Annotated in this window: 23 protein-coding genes and 1 tRNA gene; 21 read left to right on the forward strand and 3 right to left on the reverse strand. The window is 64.8% G+C overall.

Annotation, left to right across the window (positions count from 1 at the left end):
• Positions 1–39 precede the first annotated feature (39 nt).
• Genes AT699_RS18995 through AT699_RS19025 form a run of 7 tightly spaced genes read left to right on the forward strand, consistent with a single transcriptional unit; the run spans position 40 to position 2,949 of the window.
• Positions 40–834 (forward strand): ParB/RepB/Spo0J family partition protein, encoded by a 795-nt coding sequence (locus AT699_RS18995; RefSeq protein ID WP_024069491.1) that lies wholly within the window; start codon positions 40–42, stop codon positions 832–834.
• Positions 831–1,037: a hypothetical protein gene (locus tag AT699_RS19000; RefSeq protein WP_024069492.1), complete on the forward strand. Its 207-nt coding sequence runs from the start codon at positions 831–833 to the stop codon at positions 1,035–1,037. The genes AT699_RS18995 and AT699_RS19000 overlap by 4 nt, the downstream gene beginning before the upstream one ends.
• The gene (locus AT699_RS19005) at positions 1,034–1,606 is read left to right on the forward strand and encodes a hypothetical protein (RefSeq protein ID WP_024069493.1); all 573 of its coding nucleotides are present in this window, start codon (positions 1,034–1,036) and stop codon (positions 1,604–1,606) included. Before AT699_RS19000 ends, AT699_RS19005 begins: the two co-directional genes overlap by 4 nt.
• Positions 1,606–2,136 carry a hypothetical protein gene (locus tag AT699_RS19010; protein WP_197602762.1) on the forward strand — a complete coding sequence of 177 codons (531 nt, stop codon included), beginning with the start codon at positions 1,606–1,608 and terminating at the stop codon, positions 2,134–2,136. Before AT699_RS19005 ends, AT699_RS19010 begins: the two co-directional genes overlap by 1 nt.
• On the forward strand, positions 2,133–2,513 hold the full coding sequence (locus AT699_RS19015; RefSeq protein WP_024069494.1) for a hypothetical protein: 381 nt from the start codon (positions 2,133–2,135) through the stop codon (positions 2,511–2,513). Before AT699_RS19010 ends, AT699_RS19015 begins: the two co-directional genes overlap by 4 nt.
• Entirely contained in the window at positions 2,510–2,725 is a 216-nt protein-coding gene (locus AT699_RS19020; protein WP_024069495.1) for a hypothetical protein, read from the forward strand. The genes AT699_RS19015 and AT699_RS19020 overlap by 4 nt, the downstream gene beginning before the upstream one ends.
• Positions 2,722–2,949, forward strand: a complete 228-nt coding sequence (locus AT699_RS19025) for a hypothetical protein (protein ID WP_058207422.1) — start codon at positions 2,722–2,724, stop codon at positions 2,947–2,949. The genes AT699_RS19020 and AT699_RS19025 overlap by 4 nt, the downstream gene beginning before the upstream one ends.
• A 30-nt stretch (positions 2,950–2,979) precedes the next feature.
• Here the strand turns inward: AT699_RS19025 and AT699_RS19030 are convergent, their stop codons facing one another.
• Positions 2,980–3,771: a hypothetical protein gene (locus AT699_RS19030; protein ID WP_145964695.1), complete on the reverse strand. Its 792-nt coding sequence runs from the start codon at positions 3,769–3,771 to the stop codon at positions 2,980–2,982.
• Positions 3,737–4,309 carry a hypothetical protein gene (locus AT699_RS19035; RefSeq protein ID WP_058207424.1) on the reverse strand — a complete coding sequence of 191 codons (573 nt, stop codon included), beginning with the start codon at positions 4,307–4,309 and terminating at the stop codon, positions 3,737–3,739. Before AT699_RS19035 ends, AT699_RS19030 begins: the two co-directional genes overlap by 35 nt.
• An 80-nt stretch (positions 4,310–4,389) precedes the next feature.
• Here AT699_RS19035 and AT699_RS19040 point away from each other — a divergent pair, with 80 nt between their 5' ends.
• The 5 genes from AT699_RS19040 (at position 4,390) to AT699_RS19055 (ending at position 10,625) form a co-directional block, all read left to right on the forward strand.
• A complete protein-coding gene (locus AT699_RS19040) occupies positions 4,390–6,405 on the forward strand; it encodes a DNA cytosine methyltransferase (protein ID WP_024069496.1) in 2,016 nt (671 codons plus the stop codon).
• Positions 6,402–6,575, forward strand: coding sequence for a hypothetical protein (locus AT699_RS31655; protein WP_155523075.1), 174 nt, complete (start codon positions 6,402–6,404; stop codon positions 6,573–6,575). Before AT699_RS19040 ends, AT699_RS31655 begins: the two co-directional genes overlap by 4 nt.
• Before the next feature lie 102 nt (positions 6,576–6,677).
• Complete coding sequence (locus AT699_RS31125) at positions 6,678–7,778, forward strand: DUF3850 domain-containing protein (RefSeq protein WP_197602763.1); 1,101 nt, start codon at positions 6,678–6,680, stop codon at positions 7,776–7,778.
• Complete coding sequence (locus AT699_RS19050; RefSeq protein ID WP_024069498.1) at positions 7,775–9,241, forward strand: hypothetical protein; 1,467 nt, start codon at positions 7,775–7,777, stop codon at positions 9,239–9,241. The genes AT699_RS31125 and AT699_RS19050 overlap by 4 nt, the downstream gene beginning before the upstream one ends.
• A gap of 142 nt (positions 9,242–9,383) precedes the next feature.
• Positions 9,384–10,625, forward strand: coding sequence for an Arm DNA-binding domain-containing protein (locus AT699_RS19055; protein WP_024069499.1), 1,242 nt, complete (start codon positions 9,384–9,386; stop codon positions 10,623–10,625).
• 32 nt (positions 10,626–10,657) lie between these two features.
• Here AT699_RS19055 and AT699_RS19060 read toward each other — a convergent pair.
• Positions 10,658–10,744 (reverse strand) — tRNA-Leu (locus tag AT699_RS19060).
• A gap of 47 nt (positions 10,745–10,791) precedes the next feature.
• Here AT699_RS19060 and dapC point away from each other — a divergent pair.
• The 9 genes from dapC to AT699_RS19105 all read left to right on the forward strand — a co-directional run bounded on the left by dapC (position 10,792) and on the right by AT699_RS19105 (position 24,079).
• A complete protein-coding gene (dapC, locus tag AT699_RS19065) occupies positions 10,792–11,988 on the forward strand; it encodes a succinyldiaminopimelate transaminase (RefSeq protein WP_024069500.1) in 1,197 nt (398 codons plus the stop codon).
• Positions 11,989–12,016: 28 nt separating this feature from the next.
• Positions 12,017–12,838, forward strand: a complete 822-nt coding sequence (gene dapD / locus AT699_RS19070; RefSeq protein ID WP_006386215.1) for a 2,3,4,5-tetrahydropyridine-2,6-dicarboxylate N-succinyltransferase — start codon at positions 12,017–12,019, stop codon at positions 12,836–12,838.
• Positions 12,838–14,055 (forward strand): succinyl-diaminopimelate desuccinylase, encoded by a 1,218-nt coding sequence (gene dapE / locus AT699_RS19075; protein ID WP_020928398.1) that lies wholly within the window; start codon positions 12,838–12,840, stop codon positions 14,053–14,055. Before dapD ends, dapE begins: the two co-directional genes overlap by 1 nt.
• A gap of 10 nt (positions 14,056–14,065) precedes the next feature.
• Positions 14,066–14,962 carry a 50S ribosomal protein L3 N(5)-glutamine methyltransferase gene (prmB, locus tag AT699_RS19080; RefSeq protein WP_024069501.1) on the forward strand — a complete coding sequence of 299 codons (897 nt, stop codon included), beginning with the start codon at positions 14,066–14,068 and terminating at the stop codon, positions 14,960–14,962.
• Positions 14,959–16,893, forward strand: a complete 1,935-nt coding sequence (locus AT699_RS19085) for an ABC-F family ATP-binding cassette domain-containing protein (protein ID WP_024069502.1) — start codon at positions 14,959–14,961, stop codon at positions 16,891–16,893. The genes prmB and AT699_RS19085 overlap by 4 nt, the downstream gene beginning before the upstream one ends.
• 123 nt (positions 16,894–17,016) lie before the next feature.
• The gene (locus tag AT699_RS19090) at positions 17,017–17,505 is read left to right on the forward strand and encodes an RNA polymerase sigma factor (RefSeq protein ID WP_006386219.1); all 489 of its coding nucleotides are present in this window, start codon (positions 17,017–17,019) and stop codon (positions 17,503–17,505) included.
• Positions 17,502–18,434: a FecR family protein gene (locus tag AT699_RS19095; protein WP_024069503.1), complete on the forward strand. Its 933-nt coding sequence runs from the start codon at positions 17,502–17,504 to the stop codon at positions 18,432–18,434. The genes AT699_RS19090 and AT699_RS19095 overlap by 4 nt, the downstream gene beginning before the upstream one ends.
• Positions 18,435–18,667: 233 nt before the next feature.
• Positions 18,668–21,238 carry a TonB-dependent receptor plug domain-containing protein gene (locus AT699_RS19100; protein WP_024069504.1) on the forward strand — a complete coding sequence of 857 codons (2,571 nt, stop codon included), beginning with the start codon at positions 18,668–18,670 and terminating at the stop codon, positions 21,236–21,238.
• 204 nt (positions 21,239–21,442) lie between these two features.
• On the forward strand, positions 21,443–24,079 hold the full coding sequence (locus AT699_RS19105; protein WP_024069505.1) for a TonB-dependent receptor plug domain-containing protein: 2,637 nt from the start codon (positions 21,443–21,445) through the stop codon (positions 24,077–24,079).
• Positions 24,080–24,106 lie beyond the last annotated feature (27 nt).

The raw sequence follows: 24,106 nt of genomic DNA on the forward strand, positions 1-24,106 counted from the left end.
CAGCCCGCTTTTGTCCACTCACATCAATCTGAACAGACCATGGCAAAAAAATCGAAAGACGTTTATGGCGCTGAAGGCCAAAGCAACCTGCTCAACTTCGACCCCGCCAAACTGACCCTCGTCACCGACGAAAACAGCCCGCTCTACGACGCGCGTGTACATCTGCCTGTGGACGAAGCGCTCGCCCGCAATATCGACTACCAGGGCGTGCTGGAACCCATCGCCGTATCCAAGAACCCCGAGACAGGCGAAACCGAGGTGGTATTCGGGCGCCAGCGCGTCAAGGCGGCCCGACTCGCCAACGAATGGCGGCGCCACCGCGGCGAGCCCGAGAGACAGATTCCGGCTGTTGTGTACGCCGGCAAGCGGCAATCGGCTCTGGACGCCATCGCCAGCGAGAACGAGGCCCGCACAGCCGACAGTCCGCTCGGCCGCGCCGAGAAGATGCGCCGGCACCTTGCCCTCGGGAGAGGCGAAGACCAGATCGCTGTGATCTACAACTGCTCCGTCGCTACGGTGCGCGACACGCTCGCACTGCTGGACAGCCCCAAGGTCGTGCAGAACGCCGTCGAGGCGGGCCAGATCACCCTCACGCACGCCAAGGCACTTGCCAAGCTGCCTGTCGCCGAGCAACGCACGAAGGTCGCCGAGCTGGTCCAGGCCGGCCAGGGCGTCAAGGCGCACGAACGCAGCCGCAAGCAGGCCGCCGTCATGGGCGAGCGCCCCCGCGTGAAATCCCGGAAGCAGATCCAGGCCGCCTTGGAAGCCTCCCAGGGTGACTACGCCGCCGCCCTGCGCTGGGTGCTGGGCGAAGAGGAAGGGGCTGCAGCGTGATCAAGCTCACCGACTCCAGAGGCGCCGCCGTCTACTTGGCCGCCGACGCCATCGCCAGCATTCAGCAAGCCGGTGCCAGCAGCGCCTGGCACGGCATCCGCGCTTACGTCCGCACCTTCTGCGGCAAGACCTACGAAGTGCAGCAGGACGCCAGCGAAATCAACGCCGCGGTGGACGCGGCCCAGCAACGGAGCGAAGCATGAACACCCCCGCCCCCAAGACCAGCCCCGACGCCGCACTCGGCAACCTCATGGCCGCCGTCCTGAACGTGCCCGCAGCCCCCGAACAGCCCGCGGTGCCCGACGACACCCTCGCCCGCACAGGCAACACCGCCGACCACCAGGCCGGCTGGTTCGCAGGCATGGAACAGGGTCAGGCCAACGCCAAGGACAATGCGGCGATCCACACCCGAGCGCAGGAATACGGCGCCCCGGCCGAGGTCGCGCAACGCATCGAACAGTACATCGGACGGTACGGGCGCGAAGATACCGCCACCCTGCTGCTGTACGAAGCGATGAACGCCTTGCGCCGCCATGCTCCCGCTGCTGGTGACGCGCGGGACGCGGCGGTTGGCGCAGCAATCGGGCGAGCATGCGCCGAGTTGCCTTTCGGCTACAGCATCGAACTGTCATTGGAAGGTGGCTACGGCGGCGCTCGTCTGATCGACCCCGAGGACCGCGAAACCGAGCTTGAACAGGACGAACGCGACCTCGCGACAGAAATCAACGCTGGTATCGACGCCGCCATTGCAGCCCAGCAAGGGAGAAAGTAATGCGCCAATTCCTCGCCACCCACTGGATGCTCCCCATGGCGATCCTCGTCTGGGCCGCCTTCGGCATCACCGCCGCAATCCAGCAGGAGCCGATTAAAGCCGCCCTCGGCCTCGGCGCCCTGGTCTGCGCCTGCGGCCTCACTTGGCACTCCTGGAAGGGCTACACGTCGAAATCACGCCCCCGTACCGCCCCCCTTCAGCCCGCCCCTGTCCAACGCGACAGCGACGGCTACTGGACACACCCGGCGCACCCGTCTTTCGATGAGGATCGAGCCGAGGAAGCTCGCGCATGGTTCGATGCGCAGCAGCTGGAGTGCCGCGTCGCCTATCTCGAAAGCGAAGCCGAGGACCACCCGGCCGTAGTCGCGTACTGGGGCGATGCCGGCGATTCCAACATCAGCGCATGGGAACCGCCCCGCCCCGAGGGGGAAGGCTGGTTTGTCCTGTCCATCCATGACACCGAAGACTGGGGGCCGGTATGCGTCTGGGTCCGCAATGCAGCCCAGCAGGGCAAAGGCGGTGAGAAATGACAACCGGCATCGATATCCTCAACGAGTTCACGAAGGAAGAAATCATCGCCTTCGTGCGTGAAAAAGGGCTCTTCCTGCGCATCAATCGCCGAGACCTGCTTTTCATCCGCTGGAAGACCGCTAGCCAGAAGCTGATGGCTGACTACGACGCGGAGCTTGCCCGCTGGGATGCGGAAAAACCGGATCTCAAAAAGCGGGATGCCCTGGCCATCCAATGCAATGCCAGCAAAGACATCCACGAAAGGCTTCGTCTACTGCGCGAGATCGAACCATACGACAAGGCCCTGCAAGATCACATTTCGCGCACGCGGAAGCTGGACGCCAGGCAGAAGGCGGTTGACCGCATGTATCGCAACATCGATAGGGAGGCAGCATGACCACGCCCACATCCGCATCCGTGCTGGTAACGCTGAAGGTCGAGGTGCATGTCGGCGCCTGGAACGAGGCCGCGACGTTCGCCAGCCTGCGTGAACAGGTAATCCGCGAGGCCAAGCAAAGTTTGCATATCGCCCTCCAGAAGCACAACGACATGACAGTGGTCGGCGAGCCCGTAGCCGTTCGCGTCATCCTCTCGGGAGACAGCAAATGACCACCGAAGACGAACTGCTTGAACAGGTCAGCGACCTCTATGGGCAACTCGCCGAGCGCGACCCGGCCATGGCGTTGCAGGTAGCGACAGGCGCCTTTGTGTCGCTGTTGGTCTCGTATATGGAGGCGCGGGGCTTCGAAACGGACAAGAACGTCCATGTGGACGGCGGCAACAACCGGGATATCACCGTACACGCGCCTAAGCGAGGCACAAAGCGACGATAGTAAACGCGGACGAATTGGCGATCCGGCAAATCAATGTGCGGCTTTCCCGCTCCCCAGTTCGGCATGGAGCGTAGCAACATGTATGCGAATCTGGTCGGCTTGTGTGTAAACGTTTTGCCGTAGAGCGTCATTGGATACACGTACGATTGATAGCATGTGCTCTCTATCTTCCGGCTTGCGCGAAGCTTCCCACGTGTGTCGCGCTTGTTCTAACACATCCTTGATTTCGGGGTGCTTCCACGGTCCTGCGATCAGCTCGTCAACGTTATCGGCGAAGAATATTAGATGCTGTTGAAGGAGGAGAAAGGCCGTTACAACCGCTCCATTCGGCAATTGATGAGCGGGGAATCCGCGTAACGCTCCAATGATCCCGTCAATGATGGGTCGTGCGTACGACGAAAGCAACGCTCGCTGCCAGTCGTCCCCGGAGTTTATGGCATTCAAGATCCTGTCGACGCGGTCCTTGGCTGCATCAACTACCGCCATTACCGCTCGCTGCTGGCGCTCTTCTGTCCAATCAAGGTTCTTTCGGACGGAGTCCAGAGTGGTCCTTGATTGCACCGATACCGCCCATACAGCACCGATGATCGCAAGTATCGAACCAATTCCCTGGACCCAATTAGCGAAGTTTCCGCTGGGAAACCACTGATCCAGGAAGAAAGCGATCACAAAAGTAATGGCCGCGCCGCAGCCAACCGCGAAAATCCACTTGAAAACGCTCGTACCCATTTTTACCGCCTTTCGTCGACTGAACTCCACCCGCAGGCTTTTAAGGCACTTCGGTCCATCAGGTTCGTTGCGAAAAATAGGTGTAGGCAGCATATAGCCCTGCAATCAGCCCGGGAAGTGAACAGATTGCTGAAATGCGGGACGCTAGCAGCGCCTTTTTCGCAGTGTCGGCACTGTCCCGTGCTGCTTGTGCAGAGATCTCAGTAGCAGAGGCTGACATCTCGCCAGCGTATGCCGACCGGCTTGCCGCCAACGCAGACTCCCAGCCGGCTTTGGCGGCGTCCTCGGTCGCGGCAGCCGCACGAACGGCAGCATCCGCCTGCTTCTCGCTCGCGACCGCGGCTCGCTCAGCAACCGACAACTGCGCCTTGTCCATGTCCTCTGCGTGCTTATGTCTCGCGGCGTCAGCTTCCTCCTTCTGCTCTAACCGCCTCAACTCCGATTGAGCCTTTTCAACTGAAAGCACCGCAATCGCTCTACGCACTGCCGCGATTGCTTCCGGGAACTCTTTCAGGTGCCCGGGACGCTTCTCGTTTTCCTCGAGTTCACCCTGAAGGACCTCAATACCGCGCTGGCGGCCGATATCGATCGCGGATTCGTAAGTCCAATTCGCCCGCTGGCGCTCCGCCATCTTTTCCTCTCATCTCAGTTTTTGTTGGCGGAATGTTACTCGACCGGGCACGCATTTTCATCTAACTAGCGAAGGCAGTCATGCTTACCCCTCAATTGAACCTTCAATTATCTGCAAAGCTCATCGTTGACATCTTCGCCGGAGGTGGCGGCTGGTCTACCGCCTATGAAATGGCGACCGGCCAGCACGTTCACATCGCCATCAACCACAATCCGACCGCCCTGAGCATGCACCAGGTCAACCACCCCCAGGCGAAACACCTCATCGCCGACGTGCGGGAGGTGTGCCCGCGCCAGGCGACGGGCGGCGCGGAAGTGGGCTGGCTGCACTTGTCTCCGGACTGCACCGATCACAGCCAGGCCAAGGGCGGCCAGCCGCGCAACCAGGCAATCCGCGCGCTCGCCTGGGTAACCGTGCGGTGGACCGGCACGGTAAGACCTGACATTGTCAGCCTGGAGAACGTTGTTCAGATACTGAAGTGGGGCCGCCTCATCGCCAAGCGCGACCCCGCAACCGGCCGTGTGATTCGCCTCGATGGCACGGTTGCCGCCAAGGGCGAGCGCGTTCCTGTTCAGGATCAGTACCTCATCCCAGATCCCAAGGACTTCGGGCGCCACTGGCGCCGCCTGGTGGCAATTCTGCGCGGCCAGGGCTATACCGTCGAGTGGCGCGAACTCAACGCGGCCGACTATGGCGCCGGCACTACTCGCACCCGCCTTTTCATGATGGCGCGTCGGGATGGACAACCGATCGTCTGGCCTACCGCGACCCATTTCAAGAATCCCGGCAAGGCCCAGCGTCCGCGGCGCGCAGCTGCCGACGGTATCGACTGGACCATCGAGGGCAAGAGCATCTTCAACCGCCCCCGCCCTCTCGCCGACGCCACGATGCGGCGCATCGCCCGCGGCATGAAACGATACGTGCTGGACAGCGCGGATCCGTTCATCGTGCCGATCGCCAATTGGAGCCGGGACGGCTCCCATGCGGCAAGCCAGCCGATCAGCACCATCACGGCAAAACCCCGGGGCGGCTCGCATGCTGTCGTCGCGCCGGCGCTTGTTCCTGCTACCCACCATGGCAGCGACCGCATGCACGATATCCAGGAATCTGCGCCGACGATCACGGCCGCACATCGAGGCGAACTGATGCTGTCGACTCCCGTGCTGATTCAAGCAGGGTATGGCGAGCGCAAGGGCCAGGCCCCGCGATGCCTCGATCTCCAGCAGCCGATCGGCGTGGCTACGGCTGGCGGCGTCAAGCATGCAGTAGCCGCAGGCTATCTCGTTCAAGCCGGCCACGGCGAGGGCAAGCCGGGCGCCCGTCGCTGGAGTTACGGCTGCAACGACCCTGCCGATCCGGTTGGTACGCTCACCGCAAGCAACGGCGGATTTTCTGTCGCTACGGGCTTCATGGTCCAGGCCAATGGCGGATTCAACGCCACGCCAGCCCATGACCTGCGGCGCCCGGCCTCCACGATCACCAACAGCGGCAGTCAGCAGCAACTCATCACGGCGCACCTGACCACGCTGCGCCGGCACAGCATCGGCACGGCAGCCGACGAGCCGGCCGCCACCATGGCCGCAGCTGGACAGCACCACGGGCTGGTCGCGGCGCATCTGACCGCAATGAGCCAGCACGTGATGGGATCGGCGCTGGCAGAACCGGCGCAAACGATCCTGGCTGGCGCGGCCAGATATGGCCTTGTTGAATACGACTTGTCCCCCGAGGACGAAGCCGGCGCACTGCGGGTCGCGGCATTCCTGATGCGCTACTACGGCGAGGGCGGTCAGCTGGGAGACCTGCGCGAGCCGGCCGGCACCGTCACGACCAAGGACCGCCTGGCGCTGGTGACGGTCTACATCAAGGGCACGCCCTACGTGGTAGTGGACATTCGCCTGCGGATGCTGACACCGGCCGAGCTTTACAACCTACAGGGCTTCCCGCCGGGCTACATCATCGACAGAGGGCATGACGGCCGCCGGTTCACCAAGACTGAGCAGGTTCACATGGTGGGCAACAGCGTCAGCCCGCCCCCAGCCGTCGCCCTGATCACCGCTAACGCACCCCGCGAACTCTTCTTGAGGATGGCCGCATGACCGCCCAGCCCGCCCTCCTGGTTCGCTTGCGCGCGGCTGCGGACTCTGTGCGCCACACTGACCAGTGGGGCGTGGCCGCCGTCATCAGCGAGGCGAGCGACGAAATCAAACGACTTCGCCGCGAACTCGCCGCCGAGAGGCGGCGACCGAAATGGAATGGAAAGACATGACCAACCAGAGCAACGCCGCCCTGGGCAACGCCTGGAATTGCTACCCGTGCTGGCCACGCATATGCCGTTGTGGCAATCCCAAGACGTTTGAGGAATACCAGAATGGAAAAGGATCTGGTGACGCTGATGTGGGCGGGTTGTGCGGTATGCGGGAAGGCGCCACCGACGCTGGACCCGCTGCCTGAAGGATGGACCTGGGATACCGAAGAACCTGACAACCCCTGGTTGTGGTGCCCGCACTGGCATTTGCCGAATGGCTGCGCCACAACAGAAAAAGGAACCAACATGAGAGAAAACAACGCCGCCCAGACGCAGAGGGAACGCTACCACATTCTCAAGACCGATCCGGACGTCTTCCAGGCGGTCTTGTCCGGCGCGAAGACCTTCGAAATCCGCTTGAACGACCGAGGCTATGCCGTTGGCGACGTACTGGGCCTGCGCGAAACGAAGCACACCGGCGCGGAAATGCGGGCGGGCGCGCCGCTGGAATACACCGGGCGCGAATGCCAGCGGTTCGTCAGCCATGTGCTGACGGGCTACGGGCTCGCCGACGGCTGGTGCTGCCTGTCGTTCCGTCTCCCTCACGCTGCGGGAGAAAGCACCCCCGTAGCCGATGAGCGGGCGGCGTTTGAGGCGGAATTTCCCGTGCCACTTCACTGCGAGTGGATTGGGAACGGGTATGCCGTGACCGAATACAACGCCTGGGACGCCAGCAGGCACAAGTCCCGCTGGGAAGGCTGGAAGGCCCGCGCCGCCCTGGCAAGCGCCCCTGTAGCCGATGAGCCAACGAAGCCCCGGCCGCCGATGTGCCGCATTGCAGGTGTCAGCGAAGACGTTTTGCAACGCGCGGCTGCGCGGCATTTCAAGCCGCCTTTCGACAACTGCTCGTTCCGCATGTGCGACCTGCCGGGTCAATGCCGTGGCGAGGGCAAATGCCATCATCCGGCAAGCGCTCCTGTAGCCGGGGAGCCCTTCATGTACGGAATCATGGGGCCGGACGGCAAGGCGCACTTCGAAGAGTTCTGCGTTTCCGGCGACCGCGACGAACTCCAGGCCGAGGTGGTCGACCATTTGAACCGCGACAATCCCGAGGACGGCCCCTACTCCGTGGTAGCTCTGTTCCGCGATGCCGCGCCCCAGGCCAGCGAGTGTGAATGCTCCAGAAAGTCAAAGGCAGTTTCCGATAGCGAGGCACAACTATGAAACCGAGCGACAACGAAATTGAAATGCTCGCCGCAGGGTTTGCCATTCAGCACAAGAACGGGCTCATCCGATTCGCTCATGCGTTGTTGGAAAAATACGCTTCGGCGCGGGCTATCGCCCTTGATGCCAGCACTGTAGTCGGGGAGGCGCAGCCGGTGGCCTACCTGACGCGGGATGAGGAAGGTTCACCCTGCATGCTGTTCTTCGATGTGGTCGAGGCGCGCGGCTACTGCGCACTCGGCGAAGAGCCGGAGCCGCTATTCCTGCATGCTGCGCCCCGGGCCAGCGAGAGCGATTTCGCCAAGCTGCAAAGCGCTTACGTGGCCGCGTGCCACCAGATCGCGGAACTGTTGGCAGAGAAGCAGGCCAGCGCCGAGAACGACTGGAAAGCCGCTATCCGCAAGTTCATGGACACGGCTATCCCGGCGCTGGCAGCAATCGCGAACGTGCATACGCCGGACGAAATCGACGCCCTGGACGCCATGCCGCGCGAGCCTGTCATTGATCAGGTTCGCCGCTTGAGCCAGGCGTGTGAGGCATTGAGCCGACAGGTTCGACCCGAGCGCCCCAAGGAGGACAAGTACGGCGGCCAGCAGCGCGCCGGGGAGGTGCTGTTCTGGTATCGACCGCGATCCGACGGCTGGTACGAAGGGCCGATCCACAACGACCGCATCGAAGAAGCGCGCAAGGTGTCCGGCGTGTGGGTGCCTCTCGTTGCCGCGCCCCAGGCCAGTGCTCTGAACGCTGAATACACCCGTGGCCGGGCCGATGGATTCGACGCCGGACACAGCGCTGCACTGGAGAAAGCGGCGGCGGCGCTGGAGGATCATCGCAAGGCCGGCCGGGAATGGGTGCCTGGCAGCCTGTGGGACACCTTGTCGCGTGAAGCTGCGGCCCGCATCCGCGCCCTCAAGCAGCCCCAGGCGGACAAGGACGGCAGCCAGCAGCGCGCCGCCGAGGCAAGCGCCCCTGACACCGCGAAAGATAGGGTCGACAAGATCCTGCGCGAACGCATGGCGCCGATCTCCGAAGCCCTGGGTTTGGACGTGATGCTGGCCTCCGTGTTTAAGGACGGCTTCCAAATCATCACGTTCGAATTCGAAACGCTGGTCTACTCCATCGGCTCCGATGGGGCCGCGATACTGCGGGTTTCTTTCAACTGCTCGCATGCGCCCGACACGCTGACTGCCGACCAGGTGCAAATCATTTCGCAAGCGGCGGCTGAAGTTCGACCTGTAGGCGGTGAGGTGCTGGCCTGGCTGGATCAGCACCGGGGCGTCACGAGCCGGCCAGCGACCGCCATGAGCAGCTTAGAACTCTACCGACAGTGGAGGGCGGCTGAGCAAGCCCAGGCCGCCGCCCCCTGCACCTGCCCCAGCGGTGACGGCTCCCTGCGCCATCCCTGCGCAGCACATCCCGCCAAGGCCAGCGGAAACGGAGGTGAAGAATGGTCAGATTCGTGACAATCTCCCGCGCCTCGGCCATCACGGGCTATACAGAGGATGCGATCCGCTCGAAGATTCGAGACGGAATCTGGCGGGAAGACAAGGAGTGGATCCGGGCGCCGGATGAACGCATTCTCATAGACATGGAGGGCTACGAAAAATGGGTAGAGACGGGAGGGGTGTTAAAGCCGCCTCGGAAAGCAGTATCGAAATCACGTTCCAGTACAAGGGTCGCCGCTGCCGTGAGCGGATTCCTCTCAAGCCCACGCCCGCTAACCTGAAGCGGGCCGAGCAGCACCGGGCGGCGATTCTGCACGCGATTTCGACGGGCGTTTTCGACTACGCCGCCACATTTCCCAATAGCGCACGCGCCGGAACCTACGCAGACACGCCGGGACAGATCCTATCGGTTGAGAAGTACCTGGACGGATGGCTCGACGCCCGGAAGCCGACCTTGAAATCCAGCACGTACCAAGGGTATCGAAGCATTGTGCTCGGATTGCTGATCCCCAAGTTCGGCAAAGAAATGCTCGGCGACCTGAAATGGCCCGCAATTAAGTCCTGGCTCGCAGGCCTTGGCGGCGACAAGCCGGTGAGCAATAAGCGACTTTCCAACATTCAAAGCTGCCTCCGGTCGGCGCTGAATGATGCGGTCGAAGACGAGCTACTAGACGAGAACTGCATGCGGGGTCGGCACTACAGCAGGCAGGCCCAGCCGGTTGAGGAAGGCGACGACGATGAGGTCGATCCGTTCACGCCCGACGAGCAGGCGGCGATCCTGAGCAAGTTGCCGGAACAGACCCGCAACTATGCCCTCTTCGCCCTCTGGACGGGACTTCGGCCCAGTGAGCAGATAGCATTGAACTGGTCAGACGTGGATTTTGCACGCGGCGTTGTGCTGGTGCGCAAAGCCATCACGCGGGCTGCTAAGGGAGTAGCAGAGCTTCCTAAAACGAAATCCAGCCGGCGGGAGGTCAAGATATTGGCGCCGGCCCTGGCGGCGATCAACGGCCAGAAAGCGCACACCTGGGTAGGCGCAGAACCTCACGGGGAACTGTTCCGGAACCCGGGAACGGGTGAGCGATGGTCGAGCAGCCAGGCGGTTCAGAAAGTCTGGGCCACGGCGCTAAAGCGTGCGAAGGTGAGATATCGACGCCCGTATCAGATGCGCCACACGTTCGCCAGCATGATGCTATCGGCGGGCGAACACCCCATGTGGGTAGCGCAGCAGATGGGCCACAAGGACTGGGCCATGATCATCCGCGTGTACGGAAAATGGATGCCTTCCGCTGATCTGAACGCCGGCGGCAAGGCCGTGGATTTGTTCGCGGAAAAGCTGGCATTAAGTAGTCATTCCGGAGCCAAAACAGCCCCAAAACAGCCAAAAACAATGACAGGATAAAATCCTAAGTCATTGTTTTTGCTGGGAATTGATGGTGCGAAGGAGGGGACTCGAACCCCTACACCTGTTACGGCGTCAGGACCTAAACCTGGTGCGTCTACCAATTTCGCCACCTTCGCGTTAAGCCAAGCCCGCTATTGTAGCTTGCTTGTTAAAATCTTGCGTCATGAATCCGCGCCTCGATGCCCTGCACCCCTACCCGTTCGAAAAATTGCGCGCCCTGCTGGCCTCGGCCAGCGCGCAGCCGGACGGCCTGACGCCCATCAACCTGTCGATCGGCGAGCCCAAGCACGCCGCGCCCGAACGCGTGGGGCAGGCCATTCGCGATCATCTTGGCGGCTTGTCGGTGTATCCGTCAACCAAGGGCGATCCCGCACTGCGCCGGGCCATCGCCGACTGGCTGGCGCGGCGCTACAGCATCCCGGCGCCCGATGCCGAGACCCAGGTGCTGCCGGCGCTGGGCTCGCGCGAGGCCCTGTTCGCCTTCACCCAGACGGTGATCGATCCGTCGGCTGGATCGGTGGTGATCTGCCCCAACCCGTTCTACCAGATCTACGAAGGCGCCACCCTGCTGGCCGGCGCCACGCCCTACTACGTCAACGCCGACGCGCTGCGCAATTTCGCCTGCGACTGGAACCAGGTGCCGCAAGACATCAGGAAAAAGACCCGCCTGGTGTTCGTCTGCTCGCCGGGCAACCCGGCCGGCAACGTCATGTCGCTGGACGAATGGAAGGACCTGTTCGCCCTGTCGGACCGCTACGGCTTCGTGATCGCCTCCGACGAGTGCTATTCCGAGATCTACCTGGACGAAGGCAATCCGCCGCTGGGCGGCCTGCAGGCGGCGCGCCGCCTGGGCCGCGACGACTACCGCAACCTGGTGGCGTTCTCCAGCCTGTCCAAGCGTTCCAACGTGCCGGGGCTGCGCTCGGGCTTCGTGGCCGGGGATGCCGCGCTGATCGGCCGCTTCCTGCTGTACCGCACGTATCATGGCAGCGCCATGAGCCCGCTGGTGTCGGCCGCCAGCATCGCCGCCTGGACCGACGAGGCCCACGTCAAGGACAACCGCCGCCTGTACCGCGAGAAGTTCGAGGCCGTGCTGCCGATCCTGCAGAACGTGCTGGACGTCTCGCGGCCGCAAGCCTCGTTCTACCTGTGGGCGGCCACGCCGGGCTCGGATACCGCCTTCGTGCGCGACCTGTACGGCCGTACAGGTGTTACCGTGCTGCCGGGCAGCTTCCTGGCGCGCGAAGCGCATGGCGTGAATCCGGGACAGGGCCGCATCCGCCTGGCCCTGGTGGCGCCGTTGGCCGACTGCGTGCAGGCGGCCGAACGCATCGCCCATTTCGTACATACTTCTGTTTGATCAACCTTTTTTGAAAAGCTGAGCCGCTATGACTCTCGACCTGCAGACCACCATCGAAAAAGCCTGGGACGACCGGGCCAACCTGTCGCCCGTCGACGCCAGCGCCGAAGTGCGCGAAGCCGTCGAACACACCATCGACGGGCTGGACCTGGGCCGCCTGCGCGTGGCCGAGAAAATCAACGACGACTGGGTCGTGCACCAGTGGATCAAGAAGGCCGTGCTGCTGTCGTTCCGCCTGTACGACAACGCCATCATGGGCCAGGCCCCGCTGCAGTTCTACGACAAGGTGCCGCTCAAGTTCTCGGAATACGGCGACAACGCCTTCAAGCAAGGCGGCTACCGCGTGGTGCCGCCCGCCGTCGCCCGCCGCGGCGCCTTCATCGGCCGCAACGTGGTGCTGATGCCCTCCTACGTCAACATCGGCGCCTACGTCGATGAAGGCACCATGGTCGACACCTGGGCCACCGTCGGTTCGTGCGCCCAGATCGGCAAGAACGTCCACCTGTCCGGCGGCGTCGGCATCGGCGGCGTGCTCGAGCCGCTGCAGGCCAACCCCACCATCATCGAAGACAACTGCTTCATCGGCGCCCGCTCGGAAGTCGTGGAAGGCGTGATCGTCGAAGAGAACTCGGTGCTGGCCATGGGCGTGTACCTGTCGCAAAGCACCAAGATCTATGACCGCGCCACGGGCAAGGTCACCTACGGCCGCGTGCCGTCGGGTTCGGTGGTGGTGCCGGGCTCGCTGCCCTCGGCCGACGGCTCGCACAGCCTGGCCTGCGCCGTCATCGTCAAGCGTGTCGACGCGCAGACCCGCGCCAAGACCAGCATCAACGATCTGCTGAGGGCGTAATGCGCACGACCGCACGGCCGCCCGAAGGGCGTGCACCCTCCCTTGGGGAGGCAGCCGCGCAGCGGCAGGAGGGCCAACCTCCCTCGGTTGTTCTGGATCTGGTCAAGGACCTGATCGCCCGTCCGTCGGTCACCCCGGCGGACGCCGATTGCCAGGCGACGCTGGCCGCGCGCCTGGCGCGCATCGGCTTCACCTGCGAGACCATCGCCCAGGGCGGCGTCACCAACCTGTGGGCGCGCCGTGGCGACACGGCGCCGCTGGCGGTCTTCGCCGGCCACACCGACGTGGTGCCGCCGGGCCCGCGCGAGAAGTGGGAAAGCGATCCGTTCGTGCCTACCGAGCGCGATGGCTACCTTTATGGCCGCGGCGCCGCCGACATGAAAAGCTCGATCGCCGCCTTCGTGGTGGCGGCCGAGGAATTCGTGGCGGCCAACCCGCGGCACGGCGGCTCGATCGCCCTGTTGATCACGTCCGACGAGGAAGGCCCGTCGATCGACGGCACCGCCATCGTCTGTGACGCGCTCAAGGCGCGCGGCGAGCAGATGGACTACTGCATCGTCGGCGAACCCACCTCGGGCGACGTGCTCGGCGACACCTGCAAGAACGGCCGCCGCGGCTCGCTGTCGGGCAAGCTCACGGTCAAGGGCATCCAGGGCCACGTGGCCTACCCGCACCTGGCGCGCAACCCGGTGCACCAGCTGGCGCCGGCGCTGGCCGAGATCGTCGCGATCGAATGGGACCAGGGCAACGAATACTTCCCGCCGACCACGTTCCAGGTCTCGAACCTGAACTCGGGCACGGGCGCCACCAACGTGGTGCCGGGCGAGGCGGTAGCGCTGTTCAACTTCCGCTTCTCCACCGCCAGCACGCCGGAAGGCCTGAAGGCGCGGGTGCACGAAGTGCTGGACCGCCATGGCCTGGAATACACGCTGGACTGGGAACTGGGCGGCGAGCCCTTCCTGACCCCGCGCGGTTCGCTGACCGATGCGCTGGTCAAGGCCATCCGCGACGAGACCGGCGTGACGGCCGAGCTGTCGACCACCGGCGGCACGTCCGACGGCCGCTTCATCGCCAAGATCTGCCCGCAGGTCATCGAGTTCGGCCCGTGCAACGCCACGATCCACAAGGTCAACGAACGTATCGAGCTGGCCTCGCTGGACCCGCTCAAGAACATCTATCGGCGCACGCTGGAAAACCTCCTCCTGCCCGCCAAGTAAAAAGCCTCTCATGCCTCAAAACGCCCGCCAAGAACTGCTGACCCTGCGCGACCTGATCCGCTACGGCGTATCGCGCCTGAACGCCGCCCAGGTGGCGCTGGGACACGGCAGCGACAACGCCTGGGACGAGACGGTCTACCTGGTCCTGCACGCGCTGCACCTGCCGCTGGACACGCTGGAACCCTTCCTGGATGCCCGCGTGCTCGACGAAGAACGCAACCGCGTGCTGGACCTGATCGACCGCCGCGTCACCGAGCGCGTGCCGGCCGCCTATCTCACCAACGAGGCCTGGCTGCGCGGGCATCGCTTCTACGTGGACGCGCGCGTCATCGTGCCGCGGTCGCCCATCGCGGAACTGCTGGACGAAGGCCTGTCGCCCTGGGTGCAGGACGCGCAGGCCGTCGACAGCGTGCTGGACATGTGCACCGGCTCGGGCTGCCTGGCGATCCTGTCGGCGCTGGCCTTCCCGTACGCGCAGGTGGACGCCGTCGACGTGTCGCCCGACGCGCTGGAAGTCGCCCGCCGCAACGTCGATGACTACGGCCTGGCCGACCGGCTGGCGCTGCACCAGAGCGATCTGTTCGACAGCCTGCCCGAACGCCAGTACGACGTCATCGTCTGCAACCCGCCCTACGTCAACAGCGGCTCGATGGACGTGCTGCCGCAGGAATACCGCCACGAGCCGCAGCTGGCCCTGGCCGGCGGTGCCGACGGCATGGACCTGGTGCGCCGCATCCTGCAGGCGGCCCCGCGCTACCTGTCGGAGAACGGCGTGCTGGTGCTGGAGATCGGCCACGAGCGCGATTTCTTCGAAGCCGCCTTCCCTGAACTGTCGCCGATGTGGCTGGATACGGAGCAAGCCTCCGACCAACTGCTGTTGCTGACCCGCGAGCAGTTGACGACGTGATCCGCGCCTCTGGATTGACCCTGCGTCGCGGCACCAAGGTGCTGCTGGACGACGCCGAATTCGTGGTGCACCCCGGCGAACGCGTCGGCATCGTCGGCAAGAACGGCGCCGGCAAGTCGTCGCTGTTCGCGCTGCTGACCGGCGCGCTGGACCTGGACGCCGGCAACCTGGCGCTGCCGGCCGGCTGGCGCATCGCCAGCGTCGAACAGGAACTGCATGCCGACGACCGCCCCGCGCGGGAATTCGTCATCGACGGCGACACGCCGCTGCGCGCGTTGCAGGCACGCCGCGCCGAGCTGACCGACGACCAGGGCACGCAGATCGCCGAGGTCGAGGCGGCGCTGGTGGAGGCCGGCGCCTGGAGCGCGGCCTCGCGCGCCGAGCAACTGCTGGCCGGCCTGGGCTTCAAGCCGGCCGAATGGACCCAGCCGGTGGCGAGTTTCTCCGGCGGCTGGCGCATGCGCCTGGCGCTGGCGCGCGCGCTGATGGCGCCGTCCGAACTGCTGCTGCTGGACGAACCCACCAACCACCTGGATCTGGACGCCATGCTGTGGCTGGAGAAATGGCTGGCCGCCTATCCCGGCACCGTCATGCTGATCTCCCACGACACCGAGTTCCTGGACGCGGTGGCCAAGTCCATCCTGCATTTCGACCACGCCAAGCTGGTGCGCTACCGCGGCGGCTACGGCGACTTCCTGACGCAACGCGCCGAGCGCCTGCGCCAGACCAACATCGCCTACGAACGCCAGACCCGCGAAGCGGCGCGCCTGCAAGGCTTCATCGACCGCTTCAAGGCCAAGGCCTCCAAGGCCAAGCAGGCCCAGAGCCGGGTCAAGGCCCTGGCGCGCATGCAGGTGCTGGCGCCGCTGCACGCCGAGGCCGGCATCGACATCCGCCTCCCCTCGCCCGAGCAGGTGCCGGATCCGCTGCTGACGCTGGAACACCTGTCGGCCGGCTACACCGACGCGGCCGGCAACGACGTGCCGATCCTGCGCGACGTGACGCTGATGGTGCGCGCCGGCAGCCGCGTCGGCGTGCTGGGCGCCAACGGCGCCGGCAAGAGCACGCTGATCAAGACCCTGGCCGAGGAACTGCCGGTGCAGGCCGGCGAACGCCGCGCCTCGCGCGGGCTGGCGATCGGCTACTTCCACCAGCACCAGCTCGACATGCTGGACGTGGACAACACGCCGCTGGCCCACCTGGCGCGGCTGTCGCCGGAAACGCGCGAGCAGGAATTGCGCAATTACCTGGGCGGCTTCGGCTTCTCGGGCGACACGGTCAACAGCAAGGTCGGCCCCATGTCGGGCGGCGAGAAAGCCCGCCTGGCCCTGTCGCTGATCGTCTGGCAGAAGCCCAACCTGCTGCTGCTGGACGAGCCCAGCAACCACCTGGACGTCGAAACGCGCGAGGCCCTGGCCGCGGCGCTGGCCGAGTTCGGCGGCAGCATGCTGCTGGTGTCGCACGATCGCCACCTGCTGCGCACCACCGTGGACAGCTTCTGGATCGTGGCCGACGGCGCCGTGCGCGAATTCGACGGCGACCTGGAGGACTACCGCGACTGGCTGGCGGCCCGCAACGCCGGCGAACGCGCCGAGGCCGCCCGCGAAAACGCCGAGAACGGCGAGGCCGTGGTTGACCGCAAGGCGCAACGCCGCGCCGAGGCCGAGCAGCGCCAGCGCCTGTCGGCGCTGCGCAAGCCGCTGGAAGCCAAGCTGGCCAAGGTCGAGGCCGAGATGGAGAAACTGCGGGCCAAGCTACAGGCGCTGGACGCCGTCATCGCCGACCCGGACCTGTATTCCGACGCGCGCCGCGCCGAGCGCCAGAAGGTCATGGCCGAACATGGCGAACACGGCAAGCGCATGGAAACGCTGGAAGAACAGTGGCTGGAGCTGCAGGGCTCGCTCGAAGAGATCGAGCAGGGCGAAGCCTGAGCCGCGGGCGGACGGCATGCGCCGTCCGCCCTTGCCATCGGCAGGCAATACTCAATAACAATAATAATTATCATTTATAATTTGACGCGAATCTGACTCTATCTGGCGCGAGGCGTCAGCGACATGTCTTCGCTTACCGACGTATTTCTCCGGCACTACCGCGAAGTGCTGGGCTTTCTGGCCATGCGCACGGGCTCGCGCGACGTGGCCCAGGACTGCGCCCAGGACACCTGGATCAAGCTGGCAGAGTTCCAGGACAAGACCCTGCCGGACAACGACCGCGCCTATGTGTTTCGCGTGGCGGCCAATATCGCCACCGACTGGCATCGGCGCCGCGGCCGCGAACTGAGCACGGTCGCCGACTACGCCGCGGCGCAGCCGCCGGCCTTCGAGGCCGACACGCTGGAAGTGGCCTCGGCCAACCAGCTGCTGCGCCGGCTCGAAGCGGCGCTGCTGCGCCAGCCGCGCCGCAGCCTCGACGTGTTCGTCCTGCATCGCCACGAAGGGCTGACCTACCGCGCCATCGCCGAGCGCCTCGCGATCTCGGTCAGCGCGGTCGAGAAACACATGATGCGCATCCTGCTGGCCTGCGACCTGGCGCTGTCGGCGTGAGCAGGACTGACGCCCTTGGCCCCGCCGCGAGCGCCGACGAGCAGGCCTCGCGCTGGGTCATCCGCCGCAGCGGCCAGCCGCTGGACCCGCAGGCGCAGGCCGAATTCGACGCCTGGTACCACGCCGATCCGCGCCATGCCGCCGCCTACGAGCGGCTGGCGCGGGTGTGGCGCCGCATGGGCGAGATCGATCGTGGCAAGCTGGCCGCGCGCCCGCCCCGCAAGCGCCGCACGGCGCTGGCGCTTGCGCTCGTCGCCGCCGCCGGCATCACCGCCTATACGCTGCGCGACTTCCAGCCCGGCGCCGACTACGCGAGCGACACGCAGCCGCTGCGCGTCGCCCTGCCCGACGGTTCACGCGCCATCCTGGACGCGCATTCGGCGATCGCCCTGGACTTCGGCCCCGACAGGCGCGAGGTGCGCCTGCTGGCCGGCCGGGCGCTGTTCGAGGCCGCGCCGCGCAGCGCCGACGGCCCCGCCTTCACCGTCGTCACGGCGGACGCCACCGCCACGGCCCTGGGCACCCGCTACACGGTCGCTCGCGACAGCGACACAACCCGCATCACCGTCTACACGCACCAGGTGGCGGTGCAATGCCTGGCCTGCGCGGACCGGCAACCGCAGACACTGGACGCCGGGCAACGCATGAGGGTTTCGGCCAACGGCATCGATCGCGACCCGGCAACGCCCGAAACCGCGCCCGCCTGGAGCCAGGGGCTGCTGGCCTTCAACGACACCGCGCTGCCCGACGCTGCCGCGCAGCTGGCGCGCTACACCGGCAAGCGCATCCTGGTATGGGGCGAGCGGGCGCGCGCCACGCGCGTGTCCGGCACGGCCGGCATCGCCGATCCCAGGCGCGCGCTCGACCTGCTGCTGGCGCAGACCAAGGTCGAGATCACCGACCTGCCCGGCCTTCTGATCCTGCGCTGACCACGGCTCCGCCGCGGGCCTTCCCGGCCGGCGGCGATTCCCGTCGCGGGCATGGCGGGCATTTCCCAATCGGTAAATAAGAATCAATATAAATTATTCATCAATTCCGCAATGAGGGGTTTCGTCCTACGTCGCGTCCTACGGCTGACATCACCACAGCGTAGGACGTTTTCATGCCTTTTCCTCTTGACGGCAGGCGCCGGTCCGGCGTCCCGGCCGCCCTTCTTTGCCTCATGCTGGCCATTGCCGCGCCCGTTGGCGCCCAGCCGCCGGCGCGCACGCAAACCTACGACATGCCGGCCCAGCCCCTGGGCAATGCGCTGCTCGCGCTGGGACGCCAGTCCGGCCTGGAAATCTCCTTCCCGCCGGCCGCGGTGGCCGGCAAAATGGCCCCCGCCCTGCACGGCGAATATTCGGCGCTGCTGGCGCTGGATCGCCTGCTGGCCGGCTCCGGCCTGGCCCTGCGCGCCGACGGTCCTGGCCGCTACATCGTGTTCGTCGACAAGGCCAACCCATTCTCGACCTCGCGGCTGGAGCCCGTGCGCGTCTATGGCGAGCAGACCGGCGAACGCGTCTTCGACAAGGAGGAGATCGCCACCACGCCCTCCTCCAACCACGACCTGAGCACGCTGGTGGCGAACCATCCGGCGGTGCGCACCAACCCGGGCGCCGCCGGTTCGCAGAATCGCGGCTCGCTCAACGTCGAGGACATTTCCTTCCACGGCGCCAGCCCCTACCAGAACTTGTTCCAGATCGACGGCATCGACGCCACCAACCGCGTCGACCCGGCCAGCAAGAACCTGAACCTGCAGGTCGGCAACGTGCCCAGCAATCCGCAGTCGTACTTCATCGACACCAGCCTGCTGGAATCGGTGCGCGTCTACGACAGCTTCGTGCCGGTCGAGTACGGCCGCTTCACCGGCGGCGTGGTGGATGCGCGGCTGCGCCGCTTTTCCGGCGAGAACCACCTGAAGTTCGACTACCGCTGGAACACGTCGAAGATGACGCGACAGCACGTGTCCGAGGGCGAGGAGAACAGCTGGGCGCAGGGGCAGCCGGGCTATTCCCCCGAATGGAAGAAGCGCTTCTATTCGGCCGTGGGCGACTTCGCCTTCAACGACAAAGCCGGCGTGGTGCTGGCCATGTCGCGCCGCGAATCCGACATCACGCGCTGGAACATGGGGGTGGACGACGACGGCCAGCCGCAGCAAGGCCAGGACACCTATCGCGACCGCGTCGACAACTTCCTGGGCAAGTTCAGCGTGCGCGCCAGCGCCGACACCACCGCCGACCTGACGCTGAAATACAGCGACCGCAGCGAGACCCTGTCCAGCTACCTGTTCCGCGACACCCGTTGGGACAACAACCACGGCGCCTACGGCCTGAGCGGCAACCTCGAGCACCTGTTCCAGGGCGGGCGCTTCGCGCTGCAGGCCGGCTGGGACCACGCCACCAGCGACCGGCAGTCCGTCGGCGACGAGCTGGTGACTTACCAACCCTACAGGCTGCCGCGATACACCGCGGGCGGCTTCGGCAAGGAGCAGACGCGGCAGGACACCTGGACCCTCAAGGGCCGCGTCGACCTGGATCCGGTGCGCACCGGCATCTTCACCCACAGCCTGTACGCGGGCGCCGACCTGCAGCAGGTCGAGGCGGGCTTCAAGCGCTTCCAGGACTCGTATTCGTTCCGCCGCGTCTACGACAACAAGGGCGCCTACCAGGACTTCAGCAAGGTCCACTATCTGCCCGGCACGGTCAACGTGAAATACAGCATGGCAAGCGTGTACCTGTCCGACCGCATCGAGTGGCAACGGCTGGCGCTGGATGCCGGGCTGCGCTACGACCGCGAGACCTTCCTGGGCAACACCAACGTGTCGCCGCGTACCCGCCTGGAGTGGGACGTGCTGGGCTCCGGCGACACGCTGCTGAGCGCGGGCTGGTCGCGCTACTACGGCAGCGAGGTGCTGGAGACGGCGCTGGAGGCCGAACGCAGCCGCCTGCGCCGCCAGGTGCTCGACAGCAAGGGCAGGCCCGTGGCCGATGGCGGCAAGGAGTACTTCGTCGATTACCGCGGCCTGCGCATGCCGTATGACGACGAATGGGCGGTGTCGCTGCGCCAGCGCATGGCGGGCATCGAAGGCCTGCTGAGCTACGTGCATCGCAACGGCCGCGACCAATGGACCAAGAGCGGCACCGACGCGGCCGGCTACACCTATGCCAACGACGGCTTTTCCACCACCGACGGCGTCAGCCTGACGCTGCGCACGCTGGAGCCCTGGCGCCTGGGGCCGACGCGCTGGAACATGCAGGCATCGTGGAGCTGGCAGAAGCGCAAGACCAACGGCGACCTGGTCACGGGCTACACCGCCGATGCGCGCGACCCGGACGACCGGGTGATCTACAACGGCTCGGAGATCCGCGCCATCGACCTGCCGCCCAGCACCTTCTACCAGCCCCAGGTCGCCTCGCTCACACTGATCGGCGCCTACCCGCGCATGGGACTGACGTGGAGCAACAAGCTGAACTGGCGCAGCAAGCGCGACGCCACCATCTACGTCGGCGTCGGCCCGCGGCCGCAATCCCTCGACCGCTACGAATCGGGCGAATTGCCGTCGTACTGGACCTGGGACACCAAGCTGGCCTGGCAGCCGACGTTCGCGCGCAACCTGGAATTCACGGTGGAAGTGCTGAACCTGCTGAATCGCATGCCGGCGGTCACCGCCAGCAATCCGAACCTGAAGACCAACCGCAGCACCTTCCAGTCGGGACGCGAACTGTGGCTGCAGGTGGGATATCGGTTCTGAAACGGGACTGACCAGCGGGACTGACCAGCGGGACTGACAAACGGGCCTGAAAAACGGACCTGACAAACGGGCCTTACATTCGGCGCGAGCATTCATCTGGTCTGACTTCGACACGCCGCCGCGCACATTCGCCGTTTTGGCGCTGAGGTACTGCGCCGACCGCGGCGTCCTATGGCTGGTTTTCATTCAGCCAAGGACGCTTGCATGCCCCGCTCTTTCAACGGCCGTTTCCGCCCCTCCGCGTCGATCGCGATCTTCTGCGCCATGCTGGCCACGACCGCGCCCGCCCTGGCCCAGTCGCCCGACCGCACCTTCGCCTACGACATTCCAGCGCAACCGCTGGGCGACGCCTTGCTGGCGCTGGGCCGCCAGTCGGGCCTGCAGATTTCGTTTCCGCCGGCCGCCGTGGCCGGCAAGGTCTCGTCCGCCCTGCGGGGCGAAACCTCGGCGCTGGCGGCGCTGAACCAGTTGCTGGCAGGTTCCGGCCTGGCGCTGCGCGCCGACGGACCGGGCCGCTATATCGTGTTCGTGGACAAGACCAATCCGTTCTCCGTATCGCGGCTGGAGCCGGTGCGGATCTATGGCGAGCAGATCGGCGAACGCGTCTACAGCCGCGAGGAAATCGCGCAAACGCCATCGTCGAACCGGGATCTGAGCACCTTGGTGGCCACGCATCCGGCGGTGCGCACCGACCCGGGCGTGGCCGGTTCGAAGAATCGGGGATCGTTGGACGTCGAGGACATTTCATTCCATGGCGCCAGCCCTTACCAGAATCTGTTCCAGATCGATGGCATGGACGCCACCAACCGCGTTGATCCGGCTAGCAAGAATCCGAACCTGGTCGTAAACAACGTACCCAGCAATTCGCAGTCCTACTTCGTCGACACCAGTCTGCTGGAAGCGGTGCAAGTGCATGACAGCTTTGTGCCTGTGGAATACGGTCACTTCACTGGCGGCGTGGTGGATGCAAAATTGCGCCGCTTCTCCGGGCAGAACCATCTGAAACTGGACTACCGTTGGAACAACTCCAACATGACACAACAGCGCACGGCGCATGGCGACGAACAGAAGTGGTCACAGGGCCACTTCGACTATTCACCCAGGTGGAAGAAGAGCTTTTACTCGGCACTAGGCGATGTCGCATTCAGCGAAAAGGCCGGCATGGTATTGGCATTATCTCGTCGCCAATCCGACATCACGCGAGCAGCCATGGGCGTTGACGGCAAGGGCCAACCGGAGTTGCGCGAAGGAACCTACAGCAACCAGATCGATAATCTCCTGGGAAAATTCAGTGTGCGTCCGTCCTCAGACACCGTCGCCGACCTGACGCTGAAATACAGCGAGTATCACCAGGCTCTGGCCGACGCCTATTTCCGCGACACAACCTGGGACAATTATCACAGCGGACGCGGCGTCAACGGCAAACTGGAACATCGATTCCAGGGTGGGCGCTTCTCACTACAAGCGGGATGGGATCGCGCCACCAGCCACCGGCAGTCCGTTCGTGAAGAGTTCGTATCCTATTTCACTCCGCCGATCAAAAAAGTGCAGTACTCGGTGGTGGGCTTTGGCAAGGAACAGACGCTGCAGGACACGGAAGTTCTCAAGGGTCGCGTTGACCTGGATCCGCGACGCACCGGCATGTTTACCCATACGGTCTACGCAGGTTCCGAGCTGGAGCAGACCCACGCCCGATTCAAGCGATTTCAGGACGCGTATGCGTACCGCCGCAGCCAGTTCCCCGATGGCACTGTCCAAGATAGCAATAGAACCCACTACCTGCCCGGCACAGCTGAGGTAAAGCATCACACTGCCAGCCTGTATCTGTCGGATCGTATCGAATGGAAACGGCTGGCCCTGGATGCCGGGCTGCGCTACGACCGCGACAGTTTTCTTGGCAACAACAATCTGGCGCCCCGCACGCGCCTGGATTGGGACATGTTCGGAACGGACAACACCGTGCTGAGCATGGGATGGTCCCGCTACTACGGCGCACAGATACTGGGCATCGCCATGGAGGCGGAGCGTGCGCGCCTGAAAATAAACGAGACGGACAAGGACGGAAACCCGAGGGCGAATGGCCGCAAACCGTACACGGTGGACTACAAAGGGCTGCGCACGCCGTATGACGATGAATGGGCGATATCGCTGCGCCAACGATTGGCGGGTTTGGAGGGCGCGCTGAACTATGTGCATCGCGACGGGCGGGACCAGTGGACAAACGTCAACATCGACGCCAATGCTTCCCGCTACAACAGCGATGGTCGTTCCACGACCGACGGCATCAACCTGACCGTACATACGCTTCATCCGATGGCCCTGGGAAGAACCCGCTGGACCATGCGCGCCACTTGGGGCTGGCAGCGGCGCCGGGCCAATACCGAGTTGGCCAAGGGCTATAACGACCACGCGGGGGACCCTGATGAACAGGTGCTCTATAACAATGCGCAGATTCGCGCCTTCGACCTGCCAACCAATTCATTCTTCCAACCGCAAGTCGCCACCTTGACCGTGACCGGCGCGTATCCGGGAGCGGGCCTCACGTGGAGCAACGCATTCAACTGGCGCGGTGCCCGCGACGCGATTTTCTATGCAGGCAAAGGACCGGCTCCGGACTTTCTCAACAGCTACACATCGGAAAGGTTGCCATCCTACTGGACCTGGGACACCAAGTTGAAATGGCAGCCCACCTTCGCGCGCAACCTGGAACTGACGATCGAAGTTCTGAACTTGCTCAATCGCATGCCAGCAGTCACGGGCAATAGACCCAGACTCACGGCGGACCATCGTACCTATCAATCTGGGCGCGAACTCTGGGTGCAAGTCGGATACCGCTATTGATCCAGGCTGGTCATTCATCCTATGCGC

The sequence above is a fragment of the Achromobacter xylosoxidans genome (assembly GCF_001457475.1).
Taxonomy (GTDB): domain Bacteria; phylum Pseudomonadota; class Gammaproteobacteria; order Burkholderiales; family Burkholderiaceae_B; genus Achromobacter; species Achromobacter xylosoxidans.